This window comes from Exiguobacterium sp. s83, assembly GCF_018617095.1.
Lineage (GTDB): Bacteria > Bacillota > Bacilli > Exiguobacteriales > Exiguobacteriaceae > Exiguobacterium > Exiguobacterium profundum.
Window position 1 is genome coordinate 180,287 of sequence record NZ_JACSJP010000002.1, and the last position, 22,183, is coordinate 202,469.

Here is a 22,183-nt window from a genome sequence, read left to right on the forward strand (position 1 = left end):
GGTCAAGAAAAGGGTATAACAAAAAAGGTAAGGGGTACATACGTTCGGGATGCTATACTACATCTATCATAAACAAGCGGGGTGCCGAGATGGAACTAAAAACGATTGAGCAATTTATTCAAGAGCATGGATTACAAAACAGGGAAGACATTTTACATGCGTTCACAAAGCGGGTCAATTTGACAACTTTGCCACGGACAACAAGGGAAGAAGTAGCGGTTGGCCATTCTAAGTTTGGCGGATATCCTGACTTACCACACGCAGACTTGCATCCTGGAGAGAATATGACGTTTTTAGCTCAGTTTCGTTTAAGTGATTTAGCTGAGTTTGAATCCGTAGATGCACTCCCGAAAGAAGGGGTGTTGTCTTTCTTCTATGATTTAGAAGAACAACCTTGGGGAGATGTGGATGAACGTCATCTTTGGCGTGTTCTGTTTACTGAAGAATCGAAACTTGAGCGAGTGCGAGTTGGGGAAGCATTAAATGAACGTGCCGTTTCCTTTAAAGAAAGCTATGCAGAGAATGAATACAGTTTATATGAGCTGCTCGACGAAGAGATGTACGATCGGTTACTCGAACGATTCGAACAAGAAGAACTTCATGCAATCGGTGGACATCCGAGTGAAGTGCAAGGTGACGTTTTTGAAGAGATACAAGAAACATATGGGGAACGATTCGATCATCCTTTCCTATTGTTTCAAATGGACACGTCTGAAGAGTTAGACGTCATGTTCGGGGATGCAGGTATTCTCTATTTTCTCATTCCGGAAGATGCTCTCCGTGCCAAACGGTTTGGAGAAACCGAAATCATTATGCAGTGTTATTGAACGCAAAAAAGGGAGCCGACTCGAATGAGTCGACTCTCTTTTGATTATGCTTGTTTTTTCTTACGGAATCGTGCGAAGAACTCATAGACGATTGGTACGATGAGCAACGTGAGAAGTGTCGAACTTGTGAGTCCGCCAATCACGGTGACCCCGAGACCTTTCGAGATGAGGGCGCCACCCTCGAGACCGAGTGCGAGTGGTGCGAGTGCACCGATTGTCGCGAGTGCGGTCATCAGAATTGGGCGAAGGCGTGTGCCCGCTGCCTCAAGTAACGCTTCACGTGTTGATAAACCAGCTTCTTCTTTATGAATGACGCGGTCAATCAAAACGATGGCGTTCGTGACGACAATCCCGATCAACATGAGTGCCCCGATCAAGGCAGAAACCGAAATCGTTTCACCCGTGATGAGAAGGGCGACGAGTCCCCCGATAATCGCATACGGAAGTGAGAACAACACGACGAATGGCGTGAGTGCCCCACCGAATGTGATGACGAGAACCAAGTATACGATGGCAATCGCGGCGAGCATCGCAAGACCGAGCTGTGTGAACGATTCTTGAATCTGTTCCGTTACACCGCCGACATCATACGATACGCCAGACGGAAGCTCAATCTCTGAAACGCGTTCTTCAATCGCAGCAGACGCTTCTGTCGCTTTATCTGTGCTGAGTTCAACACTTACTTGCGCAAGCAGTTTTCCGTCGCGCTCGACGAGTGTGTCCGGTGTTGTGCCTTCTTCGATTTCAATGAAGTCTGAAATCGGGCGTGGTCCGAACGGTGTCGTGATTTCTTGTGCTTGCAGGTCATCGACACTGTCATACGTCACTTGCTCGTTCGGGATGACGACGTCTAACTGTTTGTCATCCACTGTGACACTCGCAAGTGGACTTTCTGGTGCCTGGAACTGACTGATGACTTGCGCGATTTGTCCCGCCGACACACCGGCTTCTGCAGCGGCCTGTTGGTCGACGTTGAACGTGTATTGTACATAGGACTCACGTAAGTCAGAAGTCGCTTGACGGACATAATCCGTTTCCTCTTCAATCGCCTCGATGAAAGTCGGCACGATGGCTTCTAAATCTTCAAGCGAGTTGGCATAGACGTTGTATGTGACACCGCTCGTTGCGCCGCCACCTGAGAAGTCTTGTTCTTTCCATTCCCCATTTGAGGCAAGTTCATTCAACTTCTCGATATCAGCCAACTTCACATCGGCGAAGTCTTCCGTATCCGGGTCATACTGGACGATAAAGATTCCTTGTTTGTTGTTTCCAGGGTTCAGCGGGTTTTCTCCACCGACCGTGAACTGAACATCCGTTGCGTTCGGTTGTTCTTCCATGAAATATTCTTCTGCCACTTCTGCTGCGGCAATCGAATCTTCAAGTGTTTGACCCGGTTCTGGGTCGAACGTGACGAACAACGTCTTCTCCGAATCTTGGTTCAAGAAGTTGACCCCGATCGCTGGGACAAGGGCAAAACTACCAATCAATAGGGCAGTCGCGAGTCCGAAGACGACGAGTTTATGGTTCAGTGACCAGTTCAAGACGCCACGATACCATTCGGCGAGCTTGCCTGGACCTTCTTCTGGCTTCAACTTGTCGCGGTTTTTAAAGAACGAGTCGGCCATCATTGGTACGACCGTGATCGCCACGAGTAACGAAGCGAGTAAGGCGAAGACGACCGTCAATGCGAACGGCAAGAACAGTTCACCGACAAATCCTGTGACAAATCCAAGCGGCAAGAATACCGCAATCGTGACGATGGTCGACGAGGCGATCGGGATGAATACTTCTTTTGTTGCCGCGATAATCAACTCTTTACCGCGAAGTGGTTCGTTCGAACGCGTGAGTCGACGGTAAATGTTCTCGATGACGACGATGGAGTCATCGACGACGCGACCAATCGCAACGGTCATTGCACCGAGCGTCATGATGTTCAACGTGATGTCCAATTGCTTCAAGACGATGAGTGCCATGAGAAGCGATAACGGGATCGAGATGACAGCGATGATCGTCGATCGGAAGTTACGTAAGAACACTAAGATGATGAGGATGGCGAATAGGCCACCGAGCAACGCTTTCGATAACATCGTTTCGACCGACTCTTCAATCGGTTGTCCTTGGTCGAGTGTGATCGATACATTCGCCGTATCGTTTTCAGCTTCGAAGTCATTCAATACTTCTTTGACGGCGTTGACGACATCGACCGTGTTCGCATCTTGTGTCTTCGTCACTTGTACGCCGATTGAACGTTCACCGTTTGAGCGAGAAATCGATTCTTCGATTCCTTTGTCCTCGATTGTCGCAAGTTCACTCAACGCGACAGTCGGAACCGTCGTCGGAACGTTCGGTGGTAATGCCGATGGTGTTTCCGTCGGGACCTCTGTTGGCACGTCTGGCGTTTGACCAGGTGGCAATTCCGTCGGGGCAGACGGTGTCGTCGGCGTTGATTGTGCCGGTGAGTAAGGGATTTGGATGTCGCGGAACGCTTCGAGCGTCTCCGACTTGCCGTCGATGACGACCGCTTGCTCCGTATCACCTAATTCATATAACCCGAGCGCAATTCGAGCGTCATTCGCTTGAATCAATTGTTTGACCGTATCTTCTGTCAAATTGTATTCTGCGAGCGCATCTTGGTCGAATTGAAGTTCGACGCGGCGAATCTCTTGCCCGGCAATTTGGACGGTTTGCGCACCTTCCACTCCTTCAAGGGCAGGCTGCACTTCTTCCTCGACGAGTTTTGTCAATTCGGCCAAATCAAGACTCTCATCCGAGATGGCAGCCCCGATTACCGGGAAAGCATCGAAACTGAGACGCGACACTTGTGGTTCTTGTGCCGACTCCGGCAATTCGACGTTGCTTAACGCATCTTTGACCTGCTGTTCCGCTTCATCCATATCGGTGCTGAAATCGTAATCGATTTGGATGTTTGAAGCGTTTTGGAATGACGAAGAACGGACTTGTTCCACACCATTTAAATTCTGAAGACGATCTTCTAACACGGTGCTGACTTCTTCGAGCACTTGCTCAGGGGATGCACCTGGATAAATGGTTGTGACCGAGACGGTCGGTGTCGTAATGTCCGGTAACGTCTCGAGCTTCATCGTCAGACCGGCGAAAAGACCGGCGGCCGTCAAGATGATCGTCATCAACCAAACCGCGAACTTGTTGTTGACGGAGAAGGACGTGATTTTCTGCATGGGTTTTTAATCTCCTCTATATATTGTTTTATGATTCACGATCGATGTCGTGGGCTCGTTCAATCAAGCGTGCGATAATCGCTTGTTTGAGTTCGGCAGGGGGAACACCGACACCGAAGTGTTCGGACATCATCATACCTTCGAGTGCATAACGAATGATCATCGTTTCCACCGGGTCGGCCGTTTGTTGGAACTGTGCGAAGAACGTATCTAAATCATGTTTCCAACGATTGGCGTACTCTTGGTCGACTTCGAACAACGTGAGAAATGCAATCATTTTCTCGACGTCGATTTGGATGGCAGCACGCTCAGGATGCAACTTCGTTTCATCAAATAGACGAACGAATGCCTCGACAGGTCCATGACCTTCTTGTTGCAATGAAGCATATAGCTCGTTTTGTTCTTGTTGTAATCGCTCGACCATCGCCGTCATCAACGCTTCTTTTGAAGGATAATGATAAAGCAGTCCACCTTTAGATACACCCGCAGTCTTGGCGACTTCATCTAAGGTAAGTTGGTGCACGCCGTGGTTCATGATGATGTCGGTTGCCGCATCCAACAGCTTTTGCTTTGTAACGTTCGATCGGTTTGACATATCTTCACCTCTTTCTGTACCGACCAGACGGTTTGTTTGATTTTACTATATCGTTCGTATTCTTTTGAAGTCAAGAAATGATGTCCTCAAAACTGTCACCAAGTACACATTTAGTGTGATAGCGATTGCAAAAAAGTCTTGACTTGAGAATGATTATCAGTGATGATAGGTACTGAGAGTAATTATCATTACCAGAGAGAGAAATAACCGAACGTGGGGGAATGACAGATGAACAAAAAATATGCAGCTTTAGGAATTTCAGCAGCGTTAACGACATCGCTCCTTGCCGCTTGTGCAAGCACAGATGAGACAGCTTCAAATGAAGGCTCAGACGATTCGAACGTCGTCAATGTTTACTCGAGTCGCCACTACGATGTCGATCAACAATTATACAAGCAGTTTGAAGAAGAAACAGGCATCAAAGTCAACGTGGTGGAAGGAAAGAGTGACGAACTTCTCGAGCGTTTGAACACGGAAGGCGAAAACACAGAAGCAGACCTCTTCATCACAGCAGATGCCGGAAACTTGTATCAGGCAAAAGAAGCAGGACATCTTCAAGCGGTCGATAGCGATGAGCTTGAGTCAAACATTCCTGAAAAATATCGTGACACGGACAACGAATGGTTCGGTTTGACGAAACGTGCGCGTGTCATCGTCTACTCAAAAGATCGCGTGAAACCAGAAGATTTGTCGACGTATGAAGCGTTGACAGAAGAACAGTGGAACGGCAAAGTACTCGTCCGTCCATCGGAAAACATGTACAACATCTCACTCCTCGCATCGTTCATCGAAGTGAACGGGGTCGATGAAGCGAAAGAGTGGGCGAAGGGCTTAGTGAACAACATGGCACGCGACCCACAAGGGAACGACCGTGACCAAGCGAAAGCGGTCGTCGCCGGTGAAGGGGACGTGGCCATCATGAACACGTACTACATGGGGCTCATGTTGAATTCTGAAGACGAGGAAGAGAAGAAAGTCGCTGAACAGCTCGGTGTCTTCTTCCCGAACCAAGATACAACAGGCACACACGTGAACATTTCGGGTATCGCCATGACGAAAGCATCGAAGAATACAGAAAACGCTCAAAAATTGATGGAGTTCATGTCAGAACCGTCAGCACAAGAAAAGTTTGCGAGTGTGAACTACGAATATCCAGTCAACGAGTCGGTTGAGCCGAACGAACTTCTTCAATCATGGGGCGAGTTCAAAGAGCAAGACATCAACCTCTCTGCACTTGGAGAAAACCAACAAGAAGCAATCCGCATCTTTAACGAAGTGGGTTGGAAGTAAGATGACTTCGGCTTGAACGAGAGTTCAGGCCGGAGATTTTTGCGTTCTTCACACCCTAAGCGCTACACGGGATGCACAGAAACTGATATGATGGGACAGGAATTGATAGTTTACAGAACGGGAGCGGTACGACATGAACTGGCACGCAGTAAAACGACAACTGAATGGATGGGCGATCCTTAGCTTTCTCGCGATTTTATTGATCGTCTTGCCGGGAATTGTCGTGCTCGTCGAATTGTTCGCCCCGGTCAATGACAATTGGCAGCACATTCAGGAGTACCTGTTGCCCCGTTACGTGAGAAACACGTTGTTCATTATGGTGGCTACCGGTGTCTTGACGACCGTGATCGGGACGAGTCTCGCTTGGTTCGTGACCGTTTATGATTTCCCGTTCCGTCGCTTCTTTAAATGGGCACTCATCCTGCCGCTCGCGATTCCGCCTTATATCGGGGCGTATACGTATCACGGCATTTTAAATTACACCGGGGTGATCCAAACGACGCTACGGAATCAGTTCGGGATCACCGTCGATCAGTCGTACTTCAACATCATGTCGATTCAAGGAACCGTGTTTATTTTCACGTTGTTCCTCTATCCATACATTTATACGATTACACGAGCGTTTCTGCATAACCAGTCATCCTCGATGATTGAGAACGCACGGATTCTCGGTCGCGGCTCATGGGACATCTTCTTCACCGTCGTCATTCCGATTTCTCGAGTCGCCATCATCGGCGGTGTCAGTCTCGTCTTGATGGAAGTGCTCAACGACTATGGTGTCGTGAAATACTTCGGGATCCAGACGTTCAGTACCGCTATTTTTAGTACATGGTTCGGGATGAAGGATACGTCGTCGGCGCTGAAGCTTGCGGGCACTCTCATGATTCTCGTCATCGCCATCTTGACGATGGAACGACTCGTCCGGGGACGGAAGCAGTTCAGTTACGCTTCGACGAAAGTAAAGCCGCTCAAACCGAGACCGCTGCAAGGCTGGCATCGCTATGCGGTATTCGCATATGTTTCTATCGTCTTTGCCATTGCATTCGTCATTCCGTTCACGCAGTTGACGGCCTGGACGTTTCTGACGTTCGATACGGTCTTCACGGAAGAATTTTGGCAACTCGTTTGGAATACGGTACGAGTCGCCTTTACCGCAACCGTGATCATTTTACTGTTCGCACTCATCATTGCGAACTATACACGACTCTTCCCGTCGAACATGACGCGTGTCATTTCGAAAGTGACGACACTCGGGTATTCGATTCCGGGAGCGGCCATCGCCATTGCGGTCATCACGCTCTTCTTGTGGCTCGATGACAAAGTGCTCGATTTGGCACGGGCGCTCGACTTGAGTCAGACATTCGTGTTCCGGACGACGCTCATCATGCTCATCTTTGCCTACGTCATTCGCTTCCTCGCCATCGGCTACAACTCAATCGAGAGCGGGTTTGAGAAGGTCGGGAAGTCATTCACGGAAGCATCCCGTATGCTGGGGTGGAACACGGTCCAGACGTTCTTCCGCGTCGATATCCCGATGATCAAAGGCGCCATCATGAGCGCGTTTATCCTCGTCTTTATTGATATTATGAAAGAGTTGCCATTGACGCTCTTTTTACAACCATTTAACTTTTCGACGCTTGCGACACAGGCGTTCAAATACGTGAGTGATGAGAAGATTCACGAAGCGGCACTCGCTTCCATCGTCATCGTCCTCATGAGTGGACTGTTGATATTCGTTTCCCACAAGGTGCTTGATAAGGAGGCCGACTAATGTTCGTTCAAATCAACGATTTACATTTTAGCTATAAAGGTGCGCATGAAGAGACCATCAAAGGGTTCTCGATTTCGATCACAAAAGGTGAAATCGTGTCGCTTCTAGGGGACAGCGGATCGGGAAAGAGTACGATTCTCCGTTTGATTGCAGGACTCGAGATGCCGAACCAGGGCGTCGTCGTCGTGAATGACTGTGTCTGTTGCGACGATTGCCAGTTCATGCCGCCAGAAGACCGTGGGGTGGGGATGGTCTTTCAAGACTACGCACTCTTCCCGCACATGACCGTTGAAAAGAACATTCGATTCGGTCTCCATAAACTGAACCGCAAGGAGCGGAATGCGCGCGTCGAAGAGATGCTCGCACTCGTTAACTTGACGGAGTTCCGTCACCGCTATCCGTACGAACTCAGTGGGGGACAACAACAGCGTGTCGCGCTAGCGCGTGCACTCGCACCGAAACCGTCACTGTTGATTCTAGACGAACCGTTCAGTAATCTCGATACGTCACTTCAACACCGGATTCGCGACGATTTGCGTCGTCTCTTGAAGCAGACGGGCACGACGACGATTTTTGTGACACACGATGAAGAAGATGCTGAGGCGCTTGCCGATCGCATCGTCTATCTCGGAGAAGGCAAAATTAAAAAGCAGGTCATGACGGAGAACAACAAGACGTTCAATCCGCAAATTCCTTGCTTCGTATAAGTTCCGCGCACTCATTGATGAATGGGTGCGTTTTTTTGTGGGTCCATCATTCAATGAAGCGATGGTCTATAACAGATAGATGTTCCTGCCAATCTGGCCAAGAGGACTGGAGCGATGTAATCAATTCGTTCCCCCCAAAGCTAATCGTACTTTCGTGAGATGCGTAAATGACCCAGTTCATGTGTCGGTCAAACCAATAACGTTCTAAATAACGTCCGTCATAACAAGGATCCAAGGAATCGGTATCGATTTGCCAGAGCGTAAGGTCCTCATGTAGTTCAAAGACGACATCCGCGCCTCGACGCAATATCCATTGTTGGATTTCCTTAATTTTTTGATCATCCTCTTCAATATAGTCACTATCGAATGCGATCACATCGGGGCGCCCAGCAGTCGATAGAGGGTACCAATAATGTGAATCGGTCACACCCCAAATGGCGCGAATTCTTCTTTTTACTTGACTGGCGAGAGGTGATGAAAGTTGAGTCCTCATGACGTGTAAACTCCTTATCCTAAAGTTGATGTATGTGTTGCTACCTTCACTATACATGGGAAATAGAAAAACGTCCTTAGCGTTTATCTAAGGACGTTTCGTGCCTACTTCGCTGTCTGAGACGGTTTCGACTCATTTCCAAGTTGGTCAATCGCAGTCACGTAGTAGGATGCATTGTTCTCATTTGTGACCTCGATACTTTTTCGTGCATGGGATGGGATACTTTCGATATGAGTCGCTTTTCCGTCGATGACTTCATAGATCCGATATCCAATCACGCTCTCTTGACGAACGGCGTGCCATGTCAATAAGTTACCTTTCAGTTCGACTGCCGTCGGTGTCTCGAGATCGACAGTTTCGTTCAGTTCGGTATCCACCAGCTCTGTATAGACGACGAATCGTTCATCATAGCCCCCGTCCCCGAACGTACCCGAACAGGTAATCAAATTTAAGTTCCGATTTGTTGTGGCACCGAAAATCTCTTCGATTGGCGCGGTTTTCGTATCATAGCGTTCTGTTTTTGTGACGCGGAACCGGAGTGTGTTACCCGCTTCATCTTGAATCAGAACGTCATCGCCTTTTGTCAGTTGATCGAGTTGATAAAAGATAGCCGGGCCGGTCTTGCTGTCGACGTGACCGGCAATCACAGCATTTCCTTTGCTACCCGGTGTGACACCGGGTTCGAACCACCCGACCTGGTTCTCATCTTCTGGTACACCCATCTGTTTATTATCGAGGACCCCGACTTGTTCGATGGCGGTGTCGACATCGATTTTAGGGATCTGGATTTGAACAGGGGTGACGGCCTTGGCGTTTTCTTCTTCCTCGGCTAAGCGTAGCTTTTTCACCTCTTCCTGTAGAAGTGAGAATTCAGCCGTTAAATCCGGGCTCTCCTCTATTTGTTTTTCTTCTACAGGTGGTGACGACGATTCTTGGGCGCTCGTCCACGTCCAGAAGCTAAAACAAAAGAGAGAGAGCGCCAGAAACAAAAGGCGCTTGTTCATGGGACTCCCTCCTTATTGATTATTGTTCAGATACTTTACGTTTGCGAAGCGTTACGAAGGCGAGTAAGATTCCGCCAAGTACAGCTAATCCAGCGTAGAGAGTGTTCATTGATTGTTCTTGTGCACCACCGAGACCTGTTTCAGGCATCTCTTCAGGCATCATTGTTTCTTCGAACTTGTCAGGCATTTGTGTCACGATCGCGTTACCGAGTGTTTCACCAACACCGAACATGAACGCATATCCTTCACGGAATGACATCCAAGCCGCTTCTGCATCGCCAGCGACATATTGATCGAATGTGTCGAGTACGAGCGCTTCGTGCTGTTTGATTGCTTCTTCACCGGCAGCTTGTGGTAAGTTACCTTCTGTTGCTGCATCGAGGAATGTGCTGAAGTCGACAGCGAATTGGTCGAGGCGCATACGCGCATCTTCGATCATCGCTTCGTCTCCTTCGAGTGTAGCGGCAACGATGTCACCTTGTGCTGTGATGTGATCTGAGTTCCATACTTTCTCGAACTGTGCTGCACCTTCGTCACCATATACGGATGCGATGGCTGCTTTGAAGTCGAGTGTGTTCTGGTCTTCTGCCCATGTCACGTAGTCATAGTCCTCTGCTTGGTCGTACCCTTTTTGCATACCGATCGCAGCGAGGGCGAAGTGCTCACCTGCAAGACTGTTCAATGTTGAGCGGAGTTCAACAGCTGGTGTGTCGGCTCCAGTCGTAAATTTGTCAGGCATTTGTGTGACGATTGCACCCGAGAGAGCTTTACTGATGTTGAACATGTGCTTGTAGCCTTCACGGAACGTCATGTAAGCTTCTTCGTAATCTCCTTCGACATAGTTATCGAATACAGAGAGGACTTGGTCTTCATGAAGTTCGAGTGCATCAGCTGCTGCGTCCTTCGGTAAGTTCCCTTCTGTCGCTGCGTCGAGGAATGTTGAGAATTCTTCTACGAACTCATCAACTTCCGCTTCAGCTTCCATGCGTAGTTCCTGGTTGTCTGATTTTGCTGCTTCTACGAAATCAGCTGAGTAGTCGTTGTGACCACGGAAGATTTCTTCAAATTGTGCAGCGCCTTCTTCACCGTAGATGGAAGCGATGGCTGGTGTCATGTCGAGCGCGTTTTGATCGAGAGCTTGATCCGCGACCTCAGCATCTGCTGCCTCGTCGTATCCTTTCATCATCGATGTGACGGCTAAGACGTAATGCTCAGATAAGAGTTGATCGAGTGTGGCGCGAAGGTCACCTGCTGGTGTACTTGCTGTCGGCGTGTGATCCGCTGCCTGTGCGTTGACTGGTACGAGTAGTCCTAAGGCTAGTGCCGGTGCTACGATTTTGTTTAACGTCTTCTTCTTCATGGGTAATCGCTCCTTTTCGTAAGTGAGTGTTGTCGTTATTTACACCCATCTAACGGAGCAGTTCAAAAAATGGATCACTCTTTTTTTATTTTTTTTCATTTTTTTGTTGAAGAGTACGATAAACCCCTGGTGCTACGCCATATTTTCGTTTAAAAATTCTGTGGAAATATGGATAACTTCGAAATCCAGACAGTTCCGCTATCGTTTCTAACGAATGTTTTGTATAGCGCATTTGCTCTTCGGCAAGCTGTAAGCGAATCGATTGTGCATATTCGATGATTGTCATCCCGGTTCCTTCTTTAAAGAGATGAACGGTCCGTGAAACGCTCAGTCCGACGGCGTCGGCGACGTCTGAAACTTTGAAGTCACTCGTAACGTGTGCTTCGATAAAGCGCATCATACGAGAGACGACTGGAGGTCGCGCTTGGGAATGCACATCTTGAATCGAACGATCGAGCATGAGCAGGAGTGCTTGAACGAGTGTTTCAATTAAAACGGCACTTTGTTCAGACGGTGGACGGCGCACTTCTTCCGTAATGTGTTGCCATAGCGAAAGAAGGCGTGAATCGATGGCGATGGTATTCAATCGCCCCCGTGGAGTCGCATGCCACCATGTATCGATCGAATGTCCGGTGCAAAAGATATGATAGTCTCCGCTCGCGGGTGTATCGACATGCATTTCATAGAAGTCACCCGGACGAACAATCAATACGTCACCAGATCGTGTGATCATCGTTTCCCCATTGACCACAATCCGAGCCGTTCCTGCCGTTTGTAAGCGAATCAGATACGTATCGAGTCGATTAGCAAATGGAAAAGTATAAGTCGTTGTATGGTATGAATAGCCACAAAAGCCGATTTCCATAATAGTCTCCTCATTTTATAGCAAAATTGTACATATCTTAATCATATCATGGATGGTCATGAATCCTTGAAGACAGTACGATGAAAGCGTTGAAACGGAAATGAACTTCAAGGAGGACGTAACATGAAACAATGGTGGAAAGAAGCGGTCGTATATCAAATTTATCCACGTAGCTTCAATGACTCAAACGGTGATGGGATTGGTGACATCCAAGGGATCACGGAGAAGATGTCTTATTTGGCAGAACTCGGGATCGACGTCATCTGGCTCTCGCCGGTATACGATTCACCGAACGACGACAATGGATACGATATTCGTGATTACCGTGCCATCATGGACGAGTTTGGTACGATGAATGACTTCGATGCGATGCTTGAAGAAGCACACCGTCACGGGATTAAAATCATGATGGACCTCGTCGTCAATCACTCTTCGGACGAACACCAATGGTTCATGGAGTCACGTTCTTCAAAAGACAGCCCATATCGTGACTATTACATTTGGAAAAAAGGGAAAGATGGTCAACCTCCGACGAACTGGGGGGCTTTCTTCGGCGGCAGCGCTTGGCAGTATGATGAGGCGAGTGATGAGTACTACCTCCACCTCTTCAGTAAGAAACAACCGGATTTGAACTGGGAAAGCGAGACGCTTCGTCGTGAAGTGTACGACCTCATGACATATTGGCTCGATAAAGGGGTCGACGGGTTCCGGATGGACGTCATCAATATGATTTCAAAAGACCCGAGCTATCCAGACGGTCAAACGCAAGGAACAGGGTATGGAGACGGGACACCATTCTTCTTTAACGGACCACGCATCCATGAATTCATGCAGGAGATGAATCGTGAAGTCTTATCGAAATACGACACGATCACGGTCGGGGAGATGCCAGGGGTGAGTGTGGAGGAAGCGAAACTGTATACGGGTGAAGACCGCAACGAACTGAACATGGTCTTTCATTTTGAACATGTGGACGTCGGGAACGGGAGCTTCGGCAAGTGGAATCCGACAGACTGGAAGTTGACTGAGCTGAAGACGATTTTCTCGCGTTGGCAAGAAGGGCTCGAAGAGGAAGGATGGAACAGCCTGTACTGGAGTAACCATGACCAGCCCCGTGCCATCTCACGCTTTGGAAACGATTCGCCTGAATATCGCGTCCGTTCCGGGAAGATGCTCGCGACACTTCTTCATCTATTGAAAGGGACACCTTACATTTATCAAGGGGAAGAGTTCGGCATGACGAACGTCGCGTTTGATTCAATCGATCAGTACCGAGATATTGAGACGTTGAACGCCTACCGTGATTACACATCAAAAGGGTTGTTAACGCACGACGAGATTTTCCGTGGCATCCATGAGCGAGGACGTGACAATTCACGCACACCGGTACAGTGGTCAGACGAAGCACATGGTGGATTTACGACAGGGACGCCGTGGATCGAGGTCAACCCGAACTATGTCGACATCAACGCGGAAGCGGCACGGAGAGATCCGAATTCACTCTTCCATTACTACCGTCAGTTGATTGCGCTACGTAAAGCGAACCCGCTCGTTGTCTATGGAAAGTATGAGCTGTTGTTACCGGAAGATGAGGCGGTCTATGCATTCACACGTTCATTCGAAGGTGAGACATGGCTCGCGCTCTGTAACTTCTCCGACGAGACACAACAACGAGAGCTACCATATGACGTGAAAGAACGTGTCATCGGAAACATGGAACCGATAGAAGCGTTCACCCTTCGTCCTTATGAAGCACAAGTGTATAAACTGTGACGAAAAGCTCGCCAGACGGCGAGCTTTTTTAAGTGCAAACGTATCTTCTCTCGATGATTCGGGAATAGTGTAAGTAACGTCTGACATGAAAAGAGGGAACGACATGGGTACTTTAATCGCGTACTCTTCCAGATATGGAACGAGTGAAAAAGTGGCGGCTTTACTCGCTGAACGTCTATCGGGTGACGTTCGTGTCCAAAATATCGTAGAAGAGCCGAACGTCACGTGGGAGATGGTAGATCACGTCATCGTCGGGAGCTCAATTCGAATGGGCACGATCCAAGACGAGATGAAGGAATGGTTGACGCTTCACGAAGCACACTTGCTTGAGCATCCCCTCGCTTTATATTTGTGTGCCGGGACACCGACAGAGTCGGAACGGATTCGCGAGCTAGAAGAAGCCTATCGTGACACGCTGCGCGAACATGCCTATTTCGTCGAGGTCGTCGGGAGCGGGTACGACTTTGAACGAATGGGCTTTTTAGACAAAGCAATCGTTCGCATGATGGCCAAACAAAAAGAGAGTTCACTTCAACTCGATGACGCCAAACTGAATCAACTCGTGGAAACCGCTCAAACGTCTGAGCGCACCCGGTCTGAAAATCCTTGAGCGAGTAGATTATGCGCCTCAATCGGGCTTTTCGTGGAGATGAGTACATCTCCGCTTTTTTTCTGCCCTTCAATCTGATGAAGAGCAAGGTGTTCGAGGTGACGACCGATTTTTAGAGCGATGGGTGCAGATTCTTGGCATCGTAAGGCATCGATGGTCACTTCATCGGTGCGGTTATCTCCGCCAAATAGTTCGAGGTCGGCTCGGGCTGTGGTAAACCCGCGCACGGAGATTCGTTTCAGCTGAACGCGTCTCGACTTGTATTGAATCGCAATTGCCGGATGCTGTTCGTAATCGTAGGTCGGGTCGCCGATCGCAGTCAAACCGTGAATCAAGACGTCCTGGTAGGCCGATACGACCAGGCTTCGTGGTGAAGATTTTGTATAGAGTGAACTGCGGACTGGCTCGACGGACACTAAGTTCGTACCAGATAGGAAGCGTGCCGTCTCCGAGTTCGGATCGTCTACTAAATGATGACCAATGTGACGAAAGTTAAATGAACGATTGTCATGCACCGAAAGATGCCCGAAGATATGAACGTCGTGTGCGGCAGATGAGGTCCCATGTGCTTTTACTTCGATGCCTCCAAAGCAACCTTCCGTTCTATTGTGAACGAGTGTGACATGCCGTGATCCATCATCGATCTCAATTCCATTCGAATTTGAGAATCCGAGGGCGTGTGTTCGGCCGTGAGGATGATGACAATAACAGTTCGTGATGTAGATGGCATCACTGTGATGTGTGGTGATTCCGTCATCCCCATAATTCGTCGCCTCGAGGTGATCGAGATGGATATACCGACTGCCGTTTGCCGCGCGGAGTCCATCCCCTAAGTAATGATAGTGTGGAGACGTGATGTCGAACGCATGAAGACCGGCATTTTTAGCCGTCACATGATGCACCCATCCATACGTCACATGGGCAAACGTCAAGGCGCTCGATGTCGTGTCACCGCTCGTCGTCCGTTTCACATCGCCTAATCGTGCGACATTCCAATCGAGCGTCAGGTGGCATACCTCGATATGATGATTTCCTGCGAAAGGGGTGGCGTTTCGTAACAATCTTCGATGTCTCGGTGCACGATCGGACAGTTTGAGAATCGTGACGTCTTGTCCTGCGCCTTCGAGCACGCAGTTGGAAGGTAGACGAATCCCCCGAACGATATAAACGCCTGCTGGGACAAAGACACGACGGTTCGAGCGGATGGCGAGTCGAAAGGCGAGGGTACAATCCGTTTTTCCATCTCCGACAGCACCATAGTCCGTCACATCAACACATTGTTTCGTCGTCTGCAGTAAATTCAAATATTCGGCATCGAGCCGACGCATCCAGACGGGACGAACGATGCCGTCGACTTGCTCGAGCGGAAAGGACGTGCGGACAGGGGTGATCCGTTCCGTCAATGGAATTCGACACGGGATAGATTGTTGTTGCTCAAAGTAAGAAGCTTCCCGTGTAGCACGGTGCCATTCAAGTGTTTGCTGGATGAGGTCTTCTTCCGACCAATCGGAGTAAGAGGCAATCATCGATGCGATTGATTGTGGGTCCTTTACGTTTTTCATTATAAATCCTCCTAGCATCATCTTCTCTAGCATGTACCCGTTTCACCTTGTTTTTTAGCAATCAGAAGTATTTACTAGACAGAAACATCTAGTCGTGTTATATTCAATATGTGCTTAATTAAGAATAGCTGGAATCATAATTCACAAGTGCTTGGGATTATTTTTCATTAGATAATCCAGAGGCTTGTATTTTTTTTGGTCAAGTTTTTTCTAGTAAGGCACTACTATAACGCATAGCGTTTATTTCAGGAGGGTTCATTCATGAACACAGGTAAAGTAAAATGGTTTAACTCAGAAAAAGGTTACGGCTTCATCGAAATGGAAGGCGGAGACGACGTATTCGTACACTTCTCAGCAATCCAAGGCGACGGCTTCAAAACACTTGAAGAAGGCCAAGAAGTAACTTTCGAAATCACTGACGGAGCTCGTGGACCACAAGCTTCTAACGTTGAAAAAATCTAATCTTCCTTTCTAAGGAATATGATACCTGCTCGCGTCGGCGAGCAGGTTTTTTTGTGTTTAATCCCATAGTTTGAGGGAACAGTATACGAGCGACAAATCATGAAGGAGGAATTTGGAATGAGTGCAAAAGACACAGCGTTAAAGATTCTAGATGCAAGTAATGTCGGGACGATGGCGACCGTGTATAAGGTGAAACCCCACAGTCGTTACATGACATTTTTCCATGATGATTTCACACTCTACACGGCAACCTCTAACGACACAGATAAAGTAGAAGAGTTAGAAAAGAATCCATATACGCATATTTTAATCGGCTATGATGGAGATGGCGTGGGCGACACTTACTTAGAGATCCTCGGTAAAGCGACCGTGTCGGATGATGAATCGATGAAAGAGAAAGTATGGAACGAGAAACTCGAAGGATGGTTCGATGGTCCGGACGATCCAAAGCTTGTCATCCTAAAAATCGAACCGGAATCGATGCGCGTGATGAACAAGAAAGGTCAACCGCCACAAGAAGTGACACTATAATCTCCTCAAAGACACCTAAATTAGGTGTCTTTTTTTGTGGATGAATGTGAATAGAATATGGCGTACATATGGACGAATCATGAACAAAGGAAAATACATATGTGAAATAGTGAACATGAATGGTATATTGTGAATGTAATCACATTATATAATTATTTAACTTCTTGAAAGGGAGGAATTATGATGTTCACGAAATTTTGGCAAAATCATAATGTCGCTACAGCGATCTTGACGGTGTTACGTGTATGGCTCGGTTATCATTGGTTAACGGCAGGATGGGGGAAAATCACGGGAGGTTTTGGAACAGAAGGGTTCTTGAATAACGCGGTGACACTCGCTTCTGGAGAACATCCGGCCGTCGCTGGATGGTGGGCTGCATTCCTCGAAAACTTTGCGATCCCAAACGCCGGGCTATTCGATGTCTTGATTCCTTACGGTGAATTCTTGGTAGGCTTAGGATTATTGCTCGGTGCCCTCACACGTAGCGCAGCGTTCTTCGGACTCGTCATGAACATGGCGTTCTTACTATCAGGAACAGTCAGTACGAACCCAACGATGTTGATCGTATCTGTCTTGATTTTAGTTGCCGGTCATAACGCTGGAAAAATTGGGGTCGACGGGTTGTTCCTTCGCCGTTTTGTCGACACGAAAGTATTGCATCGTTCACCAAATCGTCAAATAGCCTCGTAACTTTTATGCGTTCTCTTGTGACAAACCTCTCACGTTTCGGCTACGATAGACATAGCCTACAGAAATAAAGGAGAACGCATATGACTACGACTCATTTTAAATGGCTTGGCTACACAGAAGGTGTATCCTTCTTGTTGTTACTGTTCATCGCGATGCCGTTGAAATATATGGCCGGCATTCCACTCGCGGTCAGTATCGTTGGTGCAGCACATGGTTTCTTATTTGTGGCCTATGTGCTCGCGGCGATCTACATGGCATGGCGCTTGCGCTGGGGATTCAAAGTTTTGACGCTTGCTGTCATGGCGTCCGTCATCCCATTCGGACCATTCTTATTAGAAAAACGGGTACTCCCGTCAACAGAGAAGACATCGAACTGATTCGTTCGATGTCTTTTTTTATGATACGCGATCCATTGACTGAGCTGAATCTCGTTCTGCTCGAATGTCTTGACGTATTCGGTACGTGAGGACGAACGTGCAGATGAGTAGACCCACCATGCAAGCGGTGTAGAGATGGGCAACAGAGACGAGATCACTCAATACCCCGAATAGGATGAATCCAATCGGCGTAATCCCCATCGCGAGTGATTCGAGCACACCGATGACGCGCCCTAAATAGTTCGGATCCGTATTCGTTTGGAGGAACAATTGAATCGGGATGTTGACACGTACGATCAAGAAACCACTCAATAAAGCGAAGACCGCGAAAAAGAAAATTGACGTGAGGACGTTGAAGTGAAAATATAATGGAATGGCGGGTCCGACGAACAGAACGCTAAGAATGGTCAACGCGGATCGCATCGTTGCTAAGCGATGTTTGATTTTGAATAACGGTAAGGCATGAAGTAAGGAAGCGACTAAAAAACCAATGGCGACCATGCTTTCAAGGAGTCCGAATTGAAACGGGGACACACCGACTTCCTGTAACGCTGCAATCGGGAACAACACTTCCGATGCGACGAAGAAGAAGTTCAAAAATGCGGCGAGGACAGCAACTGTCCACAAGACTCTTTGTTGTTTCAAGTAAGACAGACCGGACCGTACGTCTTCCCAAGTCGATTGTTCGGTGGGTGCGACCTCTTTCTGATGAAATTTAAGTCGAGAGGCGAGAAGTGCGGCAATCATAAAGAATAGAGCTGAACTGAACAAAAAGACAGGAATCGGTATAAGCTTAAACAGTGCCCCGGCAAGAAGCGGGGTACCGATGCTTGAGATGGAGATGATACTTTGAATGAGAGAGTTGGCGCGTTGCAGTTCATCTTCCTCAAATAAAAGAGGAATCGAACTTGATAACGTGACCGATAAGAAAGTGGAAACGATCGCTAAGAAGAATGTGATGACGTAAAAAGCGGGTGCTTCAAACGTCCAAAGTAAGCTTCCAACACCTGCGAGTAAAAATAATCCTCCGTTCAAAGACTCCATCCTAATGATGACTCGCTTTCGGTCAAGTTTGTCTGCATAAGCGCCGGCGAATGGGGATAGAAGCACACGGGGTAATGTACCTGCGAGGAGAACGAAGGCGAATTGGAGCCCAGATCCGGTCGTCGTCAACACCGTGAGTCCCGCCACAAACGTAAATAAGTTGGATGCGAATAACGACATGAATTTACCGAGCAGTAAAATTGATAGATTTGAAGAGAGAAACTTCATAGAAACACTCCTTTGCAAATTAGTTAAATGTGATTTAACATTATCATAAAGGCAACGAAGTGAATTGTAAATATAAAGTTCAATATAATTTAACTTTTAGAGGTGACATATGATTGGTGAGCGCATTAAAGCATTGCGAAAACAGAAAAAAATGACTCAGACGCAGCTGGCGGAAGGGATTGTCACAAAATCGATGCTCAGTATGATTGAGAACGGAAAAGCAGAGGCATCGATGCGCAGTTTACGAGAACTTGCCAGTCGATTAGATGTCTCGATGCAACAATTATTGACCGATCCAAAAGAGGTCGAACTACAGTCGCTGGTGGAAAAGCTAGAATTTGAGGAGATGCAACTTATTTCACTACCGGATCAAAAAATTCGGGAAATGCTCAAGCCTTACTTACAGGAAGAAATGAACTCCGTGTGGCAAGGAAAAGCATATATGCTGTACGGTGATACGTACTTTCAAGAGGGCGAGAATGAGAGAGTACTAGCTTACTATGACCGCGCGATTGAGATTTTTGAGAAGCTAGGTGAGTCCGAAGAATTGGCGATGGGACGAATTAGCCAGGCTTATTATTTATTGATGTGGAACCGCTACGAGGAATCGATTGAACGGATTGAAGCGATAGAACTACTTGATGCAAAATATATGAAAACAAAGACACGAACTGAATATGCCATGTTAATTGTATTTAAGAATCTTCTTTGTGATGAGGATTTAGAAGGGGCAATTCGACAGCTTGAAGACGTGCTCGAGTATATGACACGGACAAGAATCTACTACCGTGCGGACGACGTGTATCGCACCATTTCGATTTGCGCGCTCTATTTGAACGATGAGAAGAAAATTCATGAGTCGTTACAAAAGGCGAAGCAATATATTCAATTCACGGAAGATCGTTTGGCTGAAATCAAAGTGGCACTTTCTGAAGCGCTCTATGCGATGGAATATCGACATGTCAAACTATTAGGAAAGAACATCAAATTGATGGAATCTCTCACGACAGATGTCGAACCATTTATTGCAGCGATTTCGATGGCGAAAGGTGTGTACTACGCTTTTCGAGGGGAAACGGAAATGGGAAGAGAGTGTTTATTGGCATTATGGGAAAACAGAGATGAGTGGAAAACACATAGCTTAGTCGATATCGCGATTTACTACGAAGGTTTATTAAGGGGAACATTGAACGGATGTGGGGATGACTGGGTGCCAGTCATCGAAGAACAAGTAGCTGAATTCCCGCAAGGACTGTTTCGCAAACGTTTAGAGACATTGCTACAACAAATCAAGGGCTGACGAATCAGCCCTTGAACGTTTGAATCAATGTTCCTTTGCCATGCTCGACTTGTACAGAAGCGTGGGCCCCATTGACGAGTGTCATCTGAGGGGGTACGTGTCCGCAATCGATATCAAAAAAGATAGGAACTTCTAACATATGATGAAGCTCCTCGTATACCATTTCGACCGTATAGTCTTGATGCACAGAGGGGGCGTCACTCCGTCCGAACAGAATACCAGACGTATGATCGAACCAACCGGCCCACTTCATTTGAAGGAGGGTCCTTTTTAATGCTGGGACGTTCAGCTCAGCGTTCTCAAAATACCAAAGAATCGGTTCATCGTTCAGGTGATCGCGTTGGAACGTCTTGACGTCTCCATACGGTGTCCCGATTGTATGTAAGAGCACATCGAGACATCCACCGAGCAAGCGCCCCGTTGCGTTTTGACTACCGATCGCTTTCCATTCGGTCGTCTCCGTCAGATGAAACAGATGTGGCGTCGGATTATCATGCTGCCATTCGTTTTGGAACTTCTCGGACGAGCGTTGGATGACCGTCTCGTCGGTCCGCGTCGACAACACATCGAGCCAGCGTGAACTCGTCTCGTCCCACACATCGGCACGCAAATCGACCAGGTTCGGACCATGGGCCGAGGCGATTCCGGTTTTTAATGTATAGACGAAGAGTAACAAACTCGTATCTGAATAACCGAGCATCCATTTTGCGGGCAAGGACTGCCACTCGATGTGATTAAGGATTTCCATTAAGAGTTCCCCACCCCAGGGCGGAATGATCAAGTCGACTTTGTCATCTTGAAGTAGAGATGTCAGTTCATGTGCACGGATCCGAGCCGGAGCGGATTTCCCAAATCGTTGTTTCCACGCATTCGGAGTGAATTGCAACGTGAACCCTCGATCGGAAAACTTCTGTTCCGCTTGATGCAATAAATGGTGTAATTCTTCTGGTATACCTGACGAAGGGGCGGTGACACCGATTTGATAACCGGTTAACTGTGGATAACGAATCATGACAACCTCCTGTGGATAAGTGATGTGTTCAATAGAGAAAATGGGTTATCCACATGTGGACAACTAATTAGAGCGCATCCGTTCGGCATGACGCATTCCCCATTCGTTCATCGCTTCGAGAATCGGGATCAGTGTTTTTCCGTACTCACTTAAACGATAATCGACACGGGGCGGAACTTCTGGATAGACGGTCCGGATGACGATATCCTGTTCTTCTAAGTCGCGGAGTTGTGCGGTCAATATCTTTTGGCTGATTTTTGGTAACGCGCGTTTCAACTCACTGAAACGCAATGTATCTCCATTGATCAACACGAGGAGGATGGAATGTTTCCATTTTCCTGTAATCAGTTCGAGTGCCGTATCGACTTCACAGCTTGTTATGTTAGTCACGTCGCTCTTCCTTTCCAATAGTATCGTTGAAGTAACTATACCACCTTTTTGTGCCTACTTCTGTAACATCGACCGAGCGGGTATAGTGAAGGTGA

Annotated in this window: 21 protein-coding genes; 11 read left to right on the plus strand and 10 right to left on the minus strand. The window is 47.7% G+C overall.

Annotated elements, in window-relative coordinates:
• Positions 1-89 precede the first annotated feature (89 nt).
• Entirely contained in the window at positions 90-827 is a 738-nt protein-coding gene (locus tag KNO73_RS10320) for a YwqG family protein (protein ID WP_078146077.1), read from the plus strand.
• A gap of 44 nt (positions 828-871) precedes the next feature.
• On the opposite strand, the gene KNO73_RS10325 is transcribed toward KNO73_RS10320, so the two are convergent.
• Together KNO73_RS10325 and KNO73_RS10330 are read right to left on the minus strand one after the other, a co-directional pair.
• Entirely contained in the window at positions 872-4,024 is a 3,153-nt protein-coding gene (locus KNO73_RS10325; RefSeq protein WP_215112458.1) for an efflux RND transporter permease subunit, read from the minus strand.
• Between the two features lie 28 nt (positions 4,025-4,052).
• Entirely contained in the window at positions 4,053-4,619 is a 567-nt protein-coding gene (locus tag KNO73_RS10330) for a TetR/AcrR family transcriptional regulator (protein WP_211781920.1), read from the minus strand.
• A 228-nt stretch (positions 4,620-4,847) separates the two neighbouring features.
• Here KNO73_RS10330 and KNO73_RS10335 point away from each other — a divergent pair, with 228 nt between their 5' ends.
• The 3 genes from KNO73_RS10335 (at position 4,848) to KNO73_RS10345 (ending at position 8,387) form a co-directional block, all read left to right on the plus strand.
• The gene (locus KNO73_RS10335; RefSeq protein ID WP_078146080.1) at positions 4,848-5,909 is read left to right on the plus strand and encodes a Fe(3+) ABC transporter substrate-binding protein; all 1,062 of its coding nucleotides are present in this window, start codon (positions 4,848-4,850) and stop codon (positions 5,907-5,909) included.
• A 133-nt stretch (positions 5,910-6,042) separates the two neighbouring features.
• Positions 6,043-7,680, plus strand: a complete 1,638-nt coding sequence (locus KNO73_RS10340) for an ABC transporter permease (RefSeq protein ID WP_214733831.1) — start codon at positions 6,043-6,045, stop codon at positions 7,678-7,680.
• Positions 7,680-8,387: an ABC transporter ATP-binding protein gene (locus KNO73_RS10345; protein ID WP_078146082.1), complete on the plus strand. Its 708-nt coding sequence runs from the start codon at positions 7,680-7,682 to the stop codon at positions 8,385-8,387. The genes KNO73_RS10340 and KNO73_RS10345 overlap by 1 nt, the downstream gene beginning before the upstream one ends.
• A 46-nt stretch (positions 8,388-8,433) precedes the next feature.
• Here the strand turns inward: KNO73_RS10345 and KNO73_RS10350 are convergent, their stop codons facing one another.
• The 4 genes from KNO73_RS10350 to KNO73_RS10365 form a co-directional block, all read right to left on the minus strand.
• Positions 8,434-8,880, minus strand: a complete 447-nt coding sequence (locus KNO73_RS10350) for a hypothetical protein (RefSeq protein WP_215112459.1) — start codon at positions 8,878-8,880, stop codon at positions 8,434-8,436.
• 104 nt (positions 8,881-8,984) lie between these two features.
• Positions 8,985-9,884 carry a class F sortase gene (locus tag KNO73_RS10355; RefSeq protein WP_215112460.1) on the minus strand — a complete coding sequence of 300 codons (900 nt, stop codon included), beginning with the start codon at positions 9,882-9,884 and terminating at the stop codon, positions 8,985-8,987.
• A 19-nt stretch (positions 9,885-9,903) separates the two neighbouring features.
• Positions 9,904-11,244, minus strand: a complete 1,341-nt coding sequence (locus tag KNO73_RS10360) for a copper amine oxidase (protein WP_047795816.1) — start codon at positions 11,242-11,244, stop codon at positions 9,904-9,906.
• Between the two features lie 85 nt (positions 11,245-11,329).
• Complete coding sequence (locus tag KNO73_RS10365) at positions 11,330-12,109, minus strand: AraC family transcriptional regulator (protein ID WP_078146084.1); 780 nt, start codon at positions 12,107-12,109, stop codon at positions 11,330-11,332.
• A 123-nt stretch (positions 12,110-12,232) separates the two neighbouring features.
• On the opposite strand from KNO73_RS10365, the gene KNO73_RS10370 reads away from it, so the two are divergent.
• On the plus strand, positions 12,233-13,882 hold the full coding sequence (locus KNO73_RS10370) for a glycoside hydrolase family 13 protein (RefSeq protein WP_215112461.1): 1,650 nt from the start codon (positions 12,233-12,235) through the stop codon (positions 13,880-13,882).
• Between the two features lie 103 nt (positions 13,883-13,985).
• Positions 13,986-14,492, plus strand: a complete 507-nt coding sequence (locus KNO73_RS10375; RefSeq protein WP_214685071.1) for a flavodoxin domain-containing protein — start codon at positions 13,986-13,988, stop codon at positions 14,490-14,492.
• Here the strand turns inward: KNO73_RS10375 and KNO73_RS10380 are convergent.
• On the minus strand, positions 14,456-16,054 hold the full coding sequence (locus KNO73_RS10380) for a glycoside hydrolase family 55 protein (protein WP_215112462.1): 1,599 nt from the start codon (positions 16,052-16,054) through the stop codon (positions 14,456-14,458). The two genes, KNO73_RS10375 and KNO73_RS10380, sit on opposite strands and share 37 nt — an antisense overlap.
• Positions 16,055-16,315: 261 nt before the next feature.
• Between KNO73_RS10380 and KNO73_RS10385 the strand changes: the two genes are divergently transcribed.
• The 4 genes from KNO73_RS10385 to KNO73_RS10400 all read left to right on the plus strand — a co-directional run bounded on the left by KNO73_RS10385 (position 16,316) and on the right by KNO73_RS10400 (position 18,114).
• Entirely contained in the window at positions 16,316-16,516 is a 201-nt protein-coding gene (locus tag KNO73_RS10385; RefSeq protein WP_015880427.1) for a cold-shock protein, read from the plus strand.
• Between the two features lie 117 nt (positions 16,517-16,633).
• Positions 16,634-17,047: a pyridoxamine 5'-phosphate oxidase family protein gene (locus KNO73_RS10390; protein WP_143404742.1), complete on the plus strand. Its 414-nt coding sequence runs from the start codon at positions 16,634-16,636 to the stop codon at positions 17,045-17,047.
• 183 nt (positions 17,048-17,230) lie between these two features.
• On the plus strand, positions 17,231-17,737 hold the full coding sequence (locus KNO73_RS10395; RefSeq protein ID WP_015880429.1) for a DoxX family membrane protein: 507 nt from the start codon (positions 17,231-17,233) through the stop codon (positions 17,735-17,737).
• 80 nt (positions 17,738-17,817) lie between these two features.
• The gene (locus tag KNO73_RS10400) at positions 17,818-18,114 is read left to right on the plus strand and encodes a DUF3817 domain-containing protein (RefSeq protein WP_015880430.1); all 297 of its coding nucleotides are present in this window, start codon (positions 17,818-17,820) and stop codon (positions 18,112-18,114) included.
• 18 nt (positions 18,115-18,132) lie between these two features.
• Here KNO73_RS10400 and KNO73_RS10405 read toward each other — a convergent pair whose 3' ends face one another.
• A complete protein-coding gene (locus KNO73_RS10405) occupies positions 18,133-19,386 on the minus strand; it encodes an MFS transporter (protein ID WP_214813586.1) in 1,254 nt (417 codons plus the stop codon).
• A gap of 109 nt (positions 19,387-19,495) precedes the next feature.
• Here KNO73_RS10405 and KNO73_RS10410 point away from each other — a divergent pair, with 109 nt between their 5' ends.
• Complete coding sequence (locus KNO73_RS10410; RefSeq protein WP_214691330.1) at positions 19,496-20,686, plus strand: helix-turn-helix domain-containing protein; 1,191 nt, start codon at positions 19,496-19,498, stop codon at positions 20,684-20,686.
• Positions 20,687-20,690: 4 nt separating this feature from the next.
• On the opposite strand, the gene KNO73_RS10415 is transcribed toward KNO73_RS10410, so the two are convergent.
• Positions 20,691-21,698 (minus strand): S66 family peptidase, encoded by a 1,008-nt coding sequence (locus KNO73_RS10415; RefSeq protein WP_215112463.1) that lies wholly within the window; start codon positions 21,696-21,698, stop codon positions 20,691-20,693.
• A 63-nt stretch (positions 21,699-21,761) separates the two neighbouring features.
• Positions 21,762-22,088, minus strand: a complete 327-nt coding sequence (locus KNO73_RS10420; protein ID WP_015880434.1) for a winged helix-turn-helix transcriptional regulator — start codon at positions 22,086-22,088, stop codon at positions 21,762-21,764.
• Between the last annotated feature and the right edge of the window lie 95 nt (positions 22,089-22,183).

Excerpts from the sequence above, each read along its gene's own strand:
- KNO73_RS10320 (WP_078146077.1), top strand. The coding sequence starts at position 90 with ATGGAACTAAAAACGATTGAGCAATTTATTCAAGAGCATGGATTACAA.
- KNO73_RS10325 (WP_215112458.1), bottom strand. The coding sequence starts at position 4,024 with ATGCAGAAAATCACGTCCTTCTCCGTCAACAACAAGTTCGCGGTTTGG.
- KNO73_RS10330 (WP_211781920.1), bottom strand. The coding sequence starts at position 4,619 with ATGTCAAACCGATCGAACGTTACAAAGCAAAAGCTGTTGGATGCGGCA.
- KNO73_RS10335 (WP_078146080.1), top strand. The coding sequence starts at position 4,848 with ATGAACAAAAAATATGCAGCTTTAGGAATTTCAGCAGCGTTAACGACA.
- KNO73_RS10340 (WP_214733831.1), top strand. The coding sequence starts at position 6,043 with ATGAACTGGCACGCAGTAAAACGACAACTGAATGGATGGGCGATCCTT.
- KNO73_RS10345 (WP_078146082.1), top strand. The coding sequence starts at position 7,680 with ATGTTCGTTCAAATCAACGATTTACATTTTAGCTATAAAGGTGCGCAT.
- KNO73_RS10350 (WP_215112459.1), bottom strand. The coding sequence starts at position 8,880 with ATGAGGACTCAACTTTCATCACCTCTCGCCAGTCAAGTAAAAAGAAGA.
- KNO73_RS10355 (WP_215112460.1), bottom strand. The coding sequence starts at position 9,884 with ATGAACAAGCGCCTTTTGTTTCTGGCGCTCTCTCTCTTTTGTTTTAGC.
- KNO73_RS10360 (WP_047795816.1), bottom strand. The coding sequence starts at position 11,244 with ATGAAGAAGAAGACGTTAAACAAAATCGTAGCACCGGCACTAGCCTTA.
- KNO73_RS10365 (WP_078146084.1), bottom strand. The coding sequence starts at position 12,109 with ATGGAAATCGGCTTTTGTGGCTATTCATACCATACAACGACTTATACT.
- KNO73_RS10370 (WP_215112461.1), top strand. The coding sequence starts at position 12,233 with ATGAAACAATGGTGGAAAGAAGCGGTCGTATATCAAATTTATCCACGT.
- KNO73_RS10375 (WP_214685071.1), top strand. The coding sequence starts at position 13,986 with ATGGGTACTTTAATCGCGTACTCTTCCAGATATGGAACGAGTGAAAAA.
- KNO73_RS10380 (WP_215112462.1), bottom strand. The coding sequence starts at position 16,054 with ATGAAAAACGTAAAGGACCCACAATCAATCGCATCGATGATTGCCTCT.
- KNO73_RS10385 (WP_015880427.1), top strand. The coding sequence starts at position 16,316 with ATGAACACAGGTAAAGTAAAATGGTTTAACTCAGAAAAAGGTTACGGC.
- KNO73_RS10390 (WP_143404742.1), top strand. The coding sequence starts at position 16,634 with ATGAGTGCAAAAGACACAGCGTTAAAGATTCTAGATGCAAGTAATGTC.
- KNO73_RS10395 (WP_015880429.1), top strand. The coding sequence starts at position 17,231 with ATGTTCACGAAATTTTGGCAAAATCATAATGTCGCTACAGCGATCTTG.
- KNO73_RS10400 (WP_015880430.1), top strand. The coding sequence starts at position 17,818 with ATGACTACGACTCATTTTAAATGGCTTGGCTACACAGAAGGTGTATCC.
- KNO73_RS10405 (WP_214813586.1), bottom strand. The coding sequence starts at position 19,386 with ATGAAGTTTCTCTCTTCAAATCTATCAATTTTACTGCTCGGTAAATTC.
- KNO73_RS10410 (WP_214691330.1), top strand. The coding sequence starts at position 19,496 with ATGATTGGTGAGCGCATTAAAGCATTGCGAAAACAGAAAAAAATGACT.
- KNO73_RS10415 (WP_215112463.1), bottom strand. The coding sequence starts at position 21,698 with ATGATTCGTTATCCACAGTTAACCGGTTATCAAATCGGTGTCACCGCC.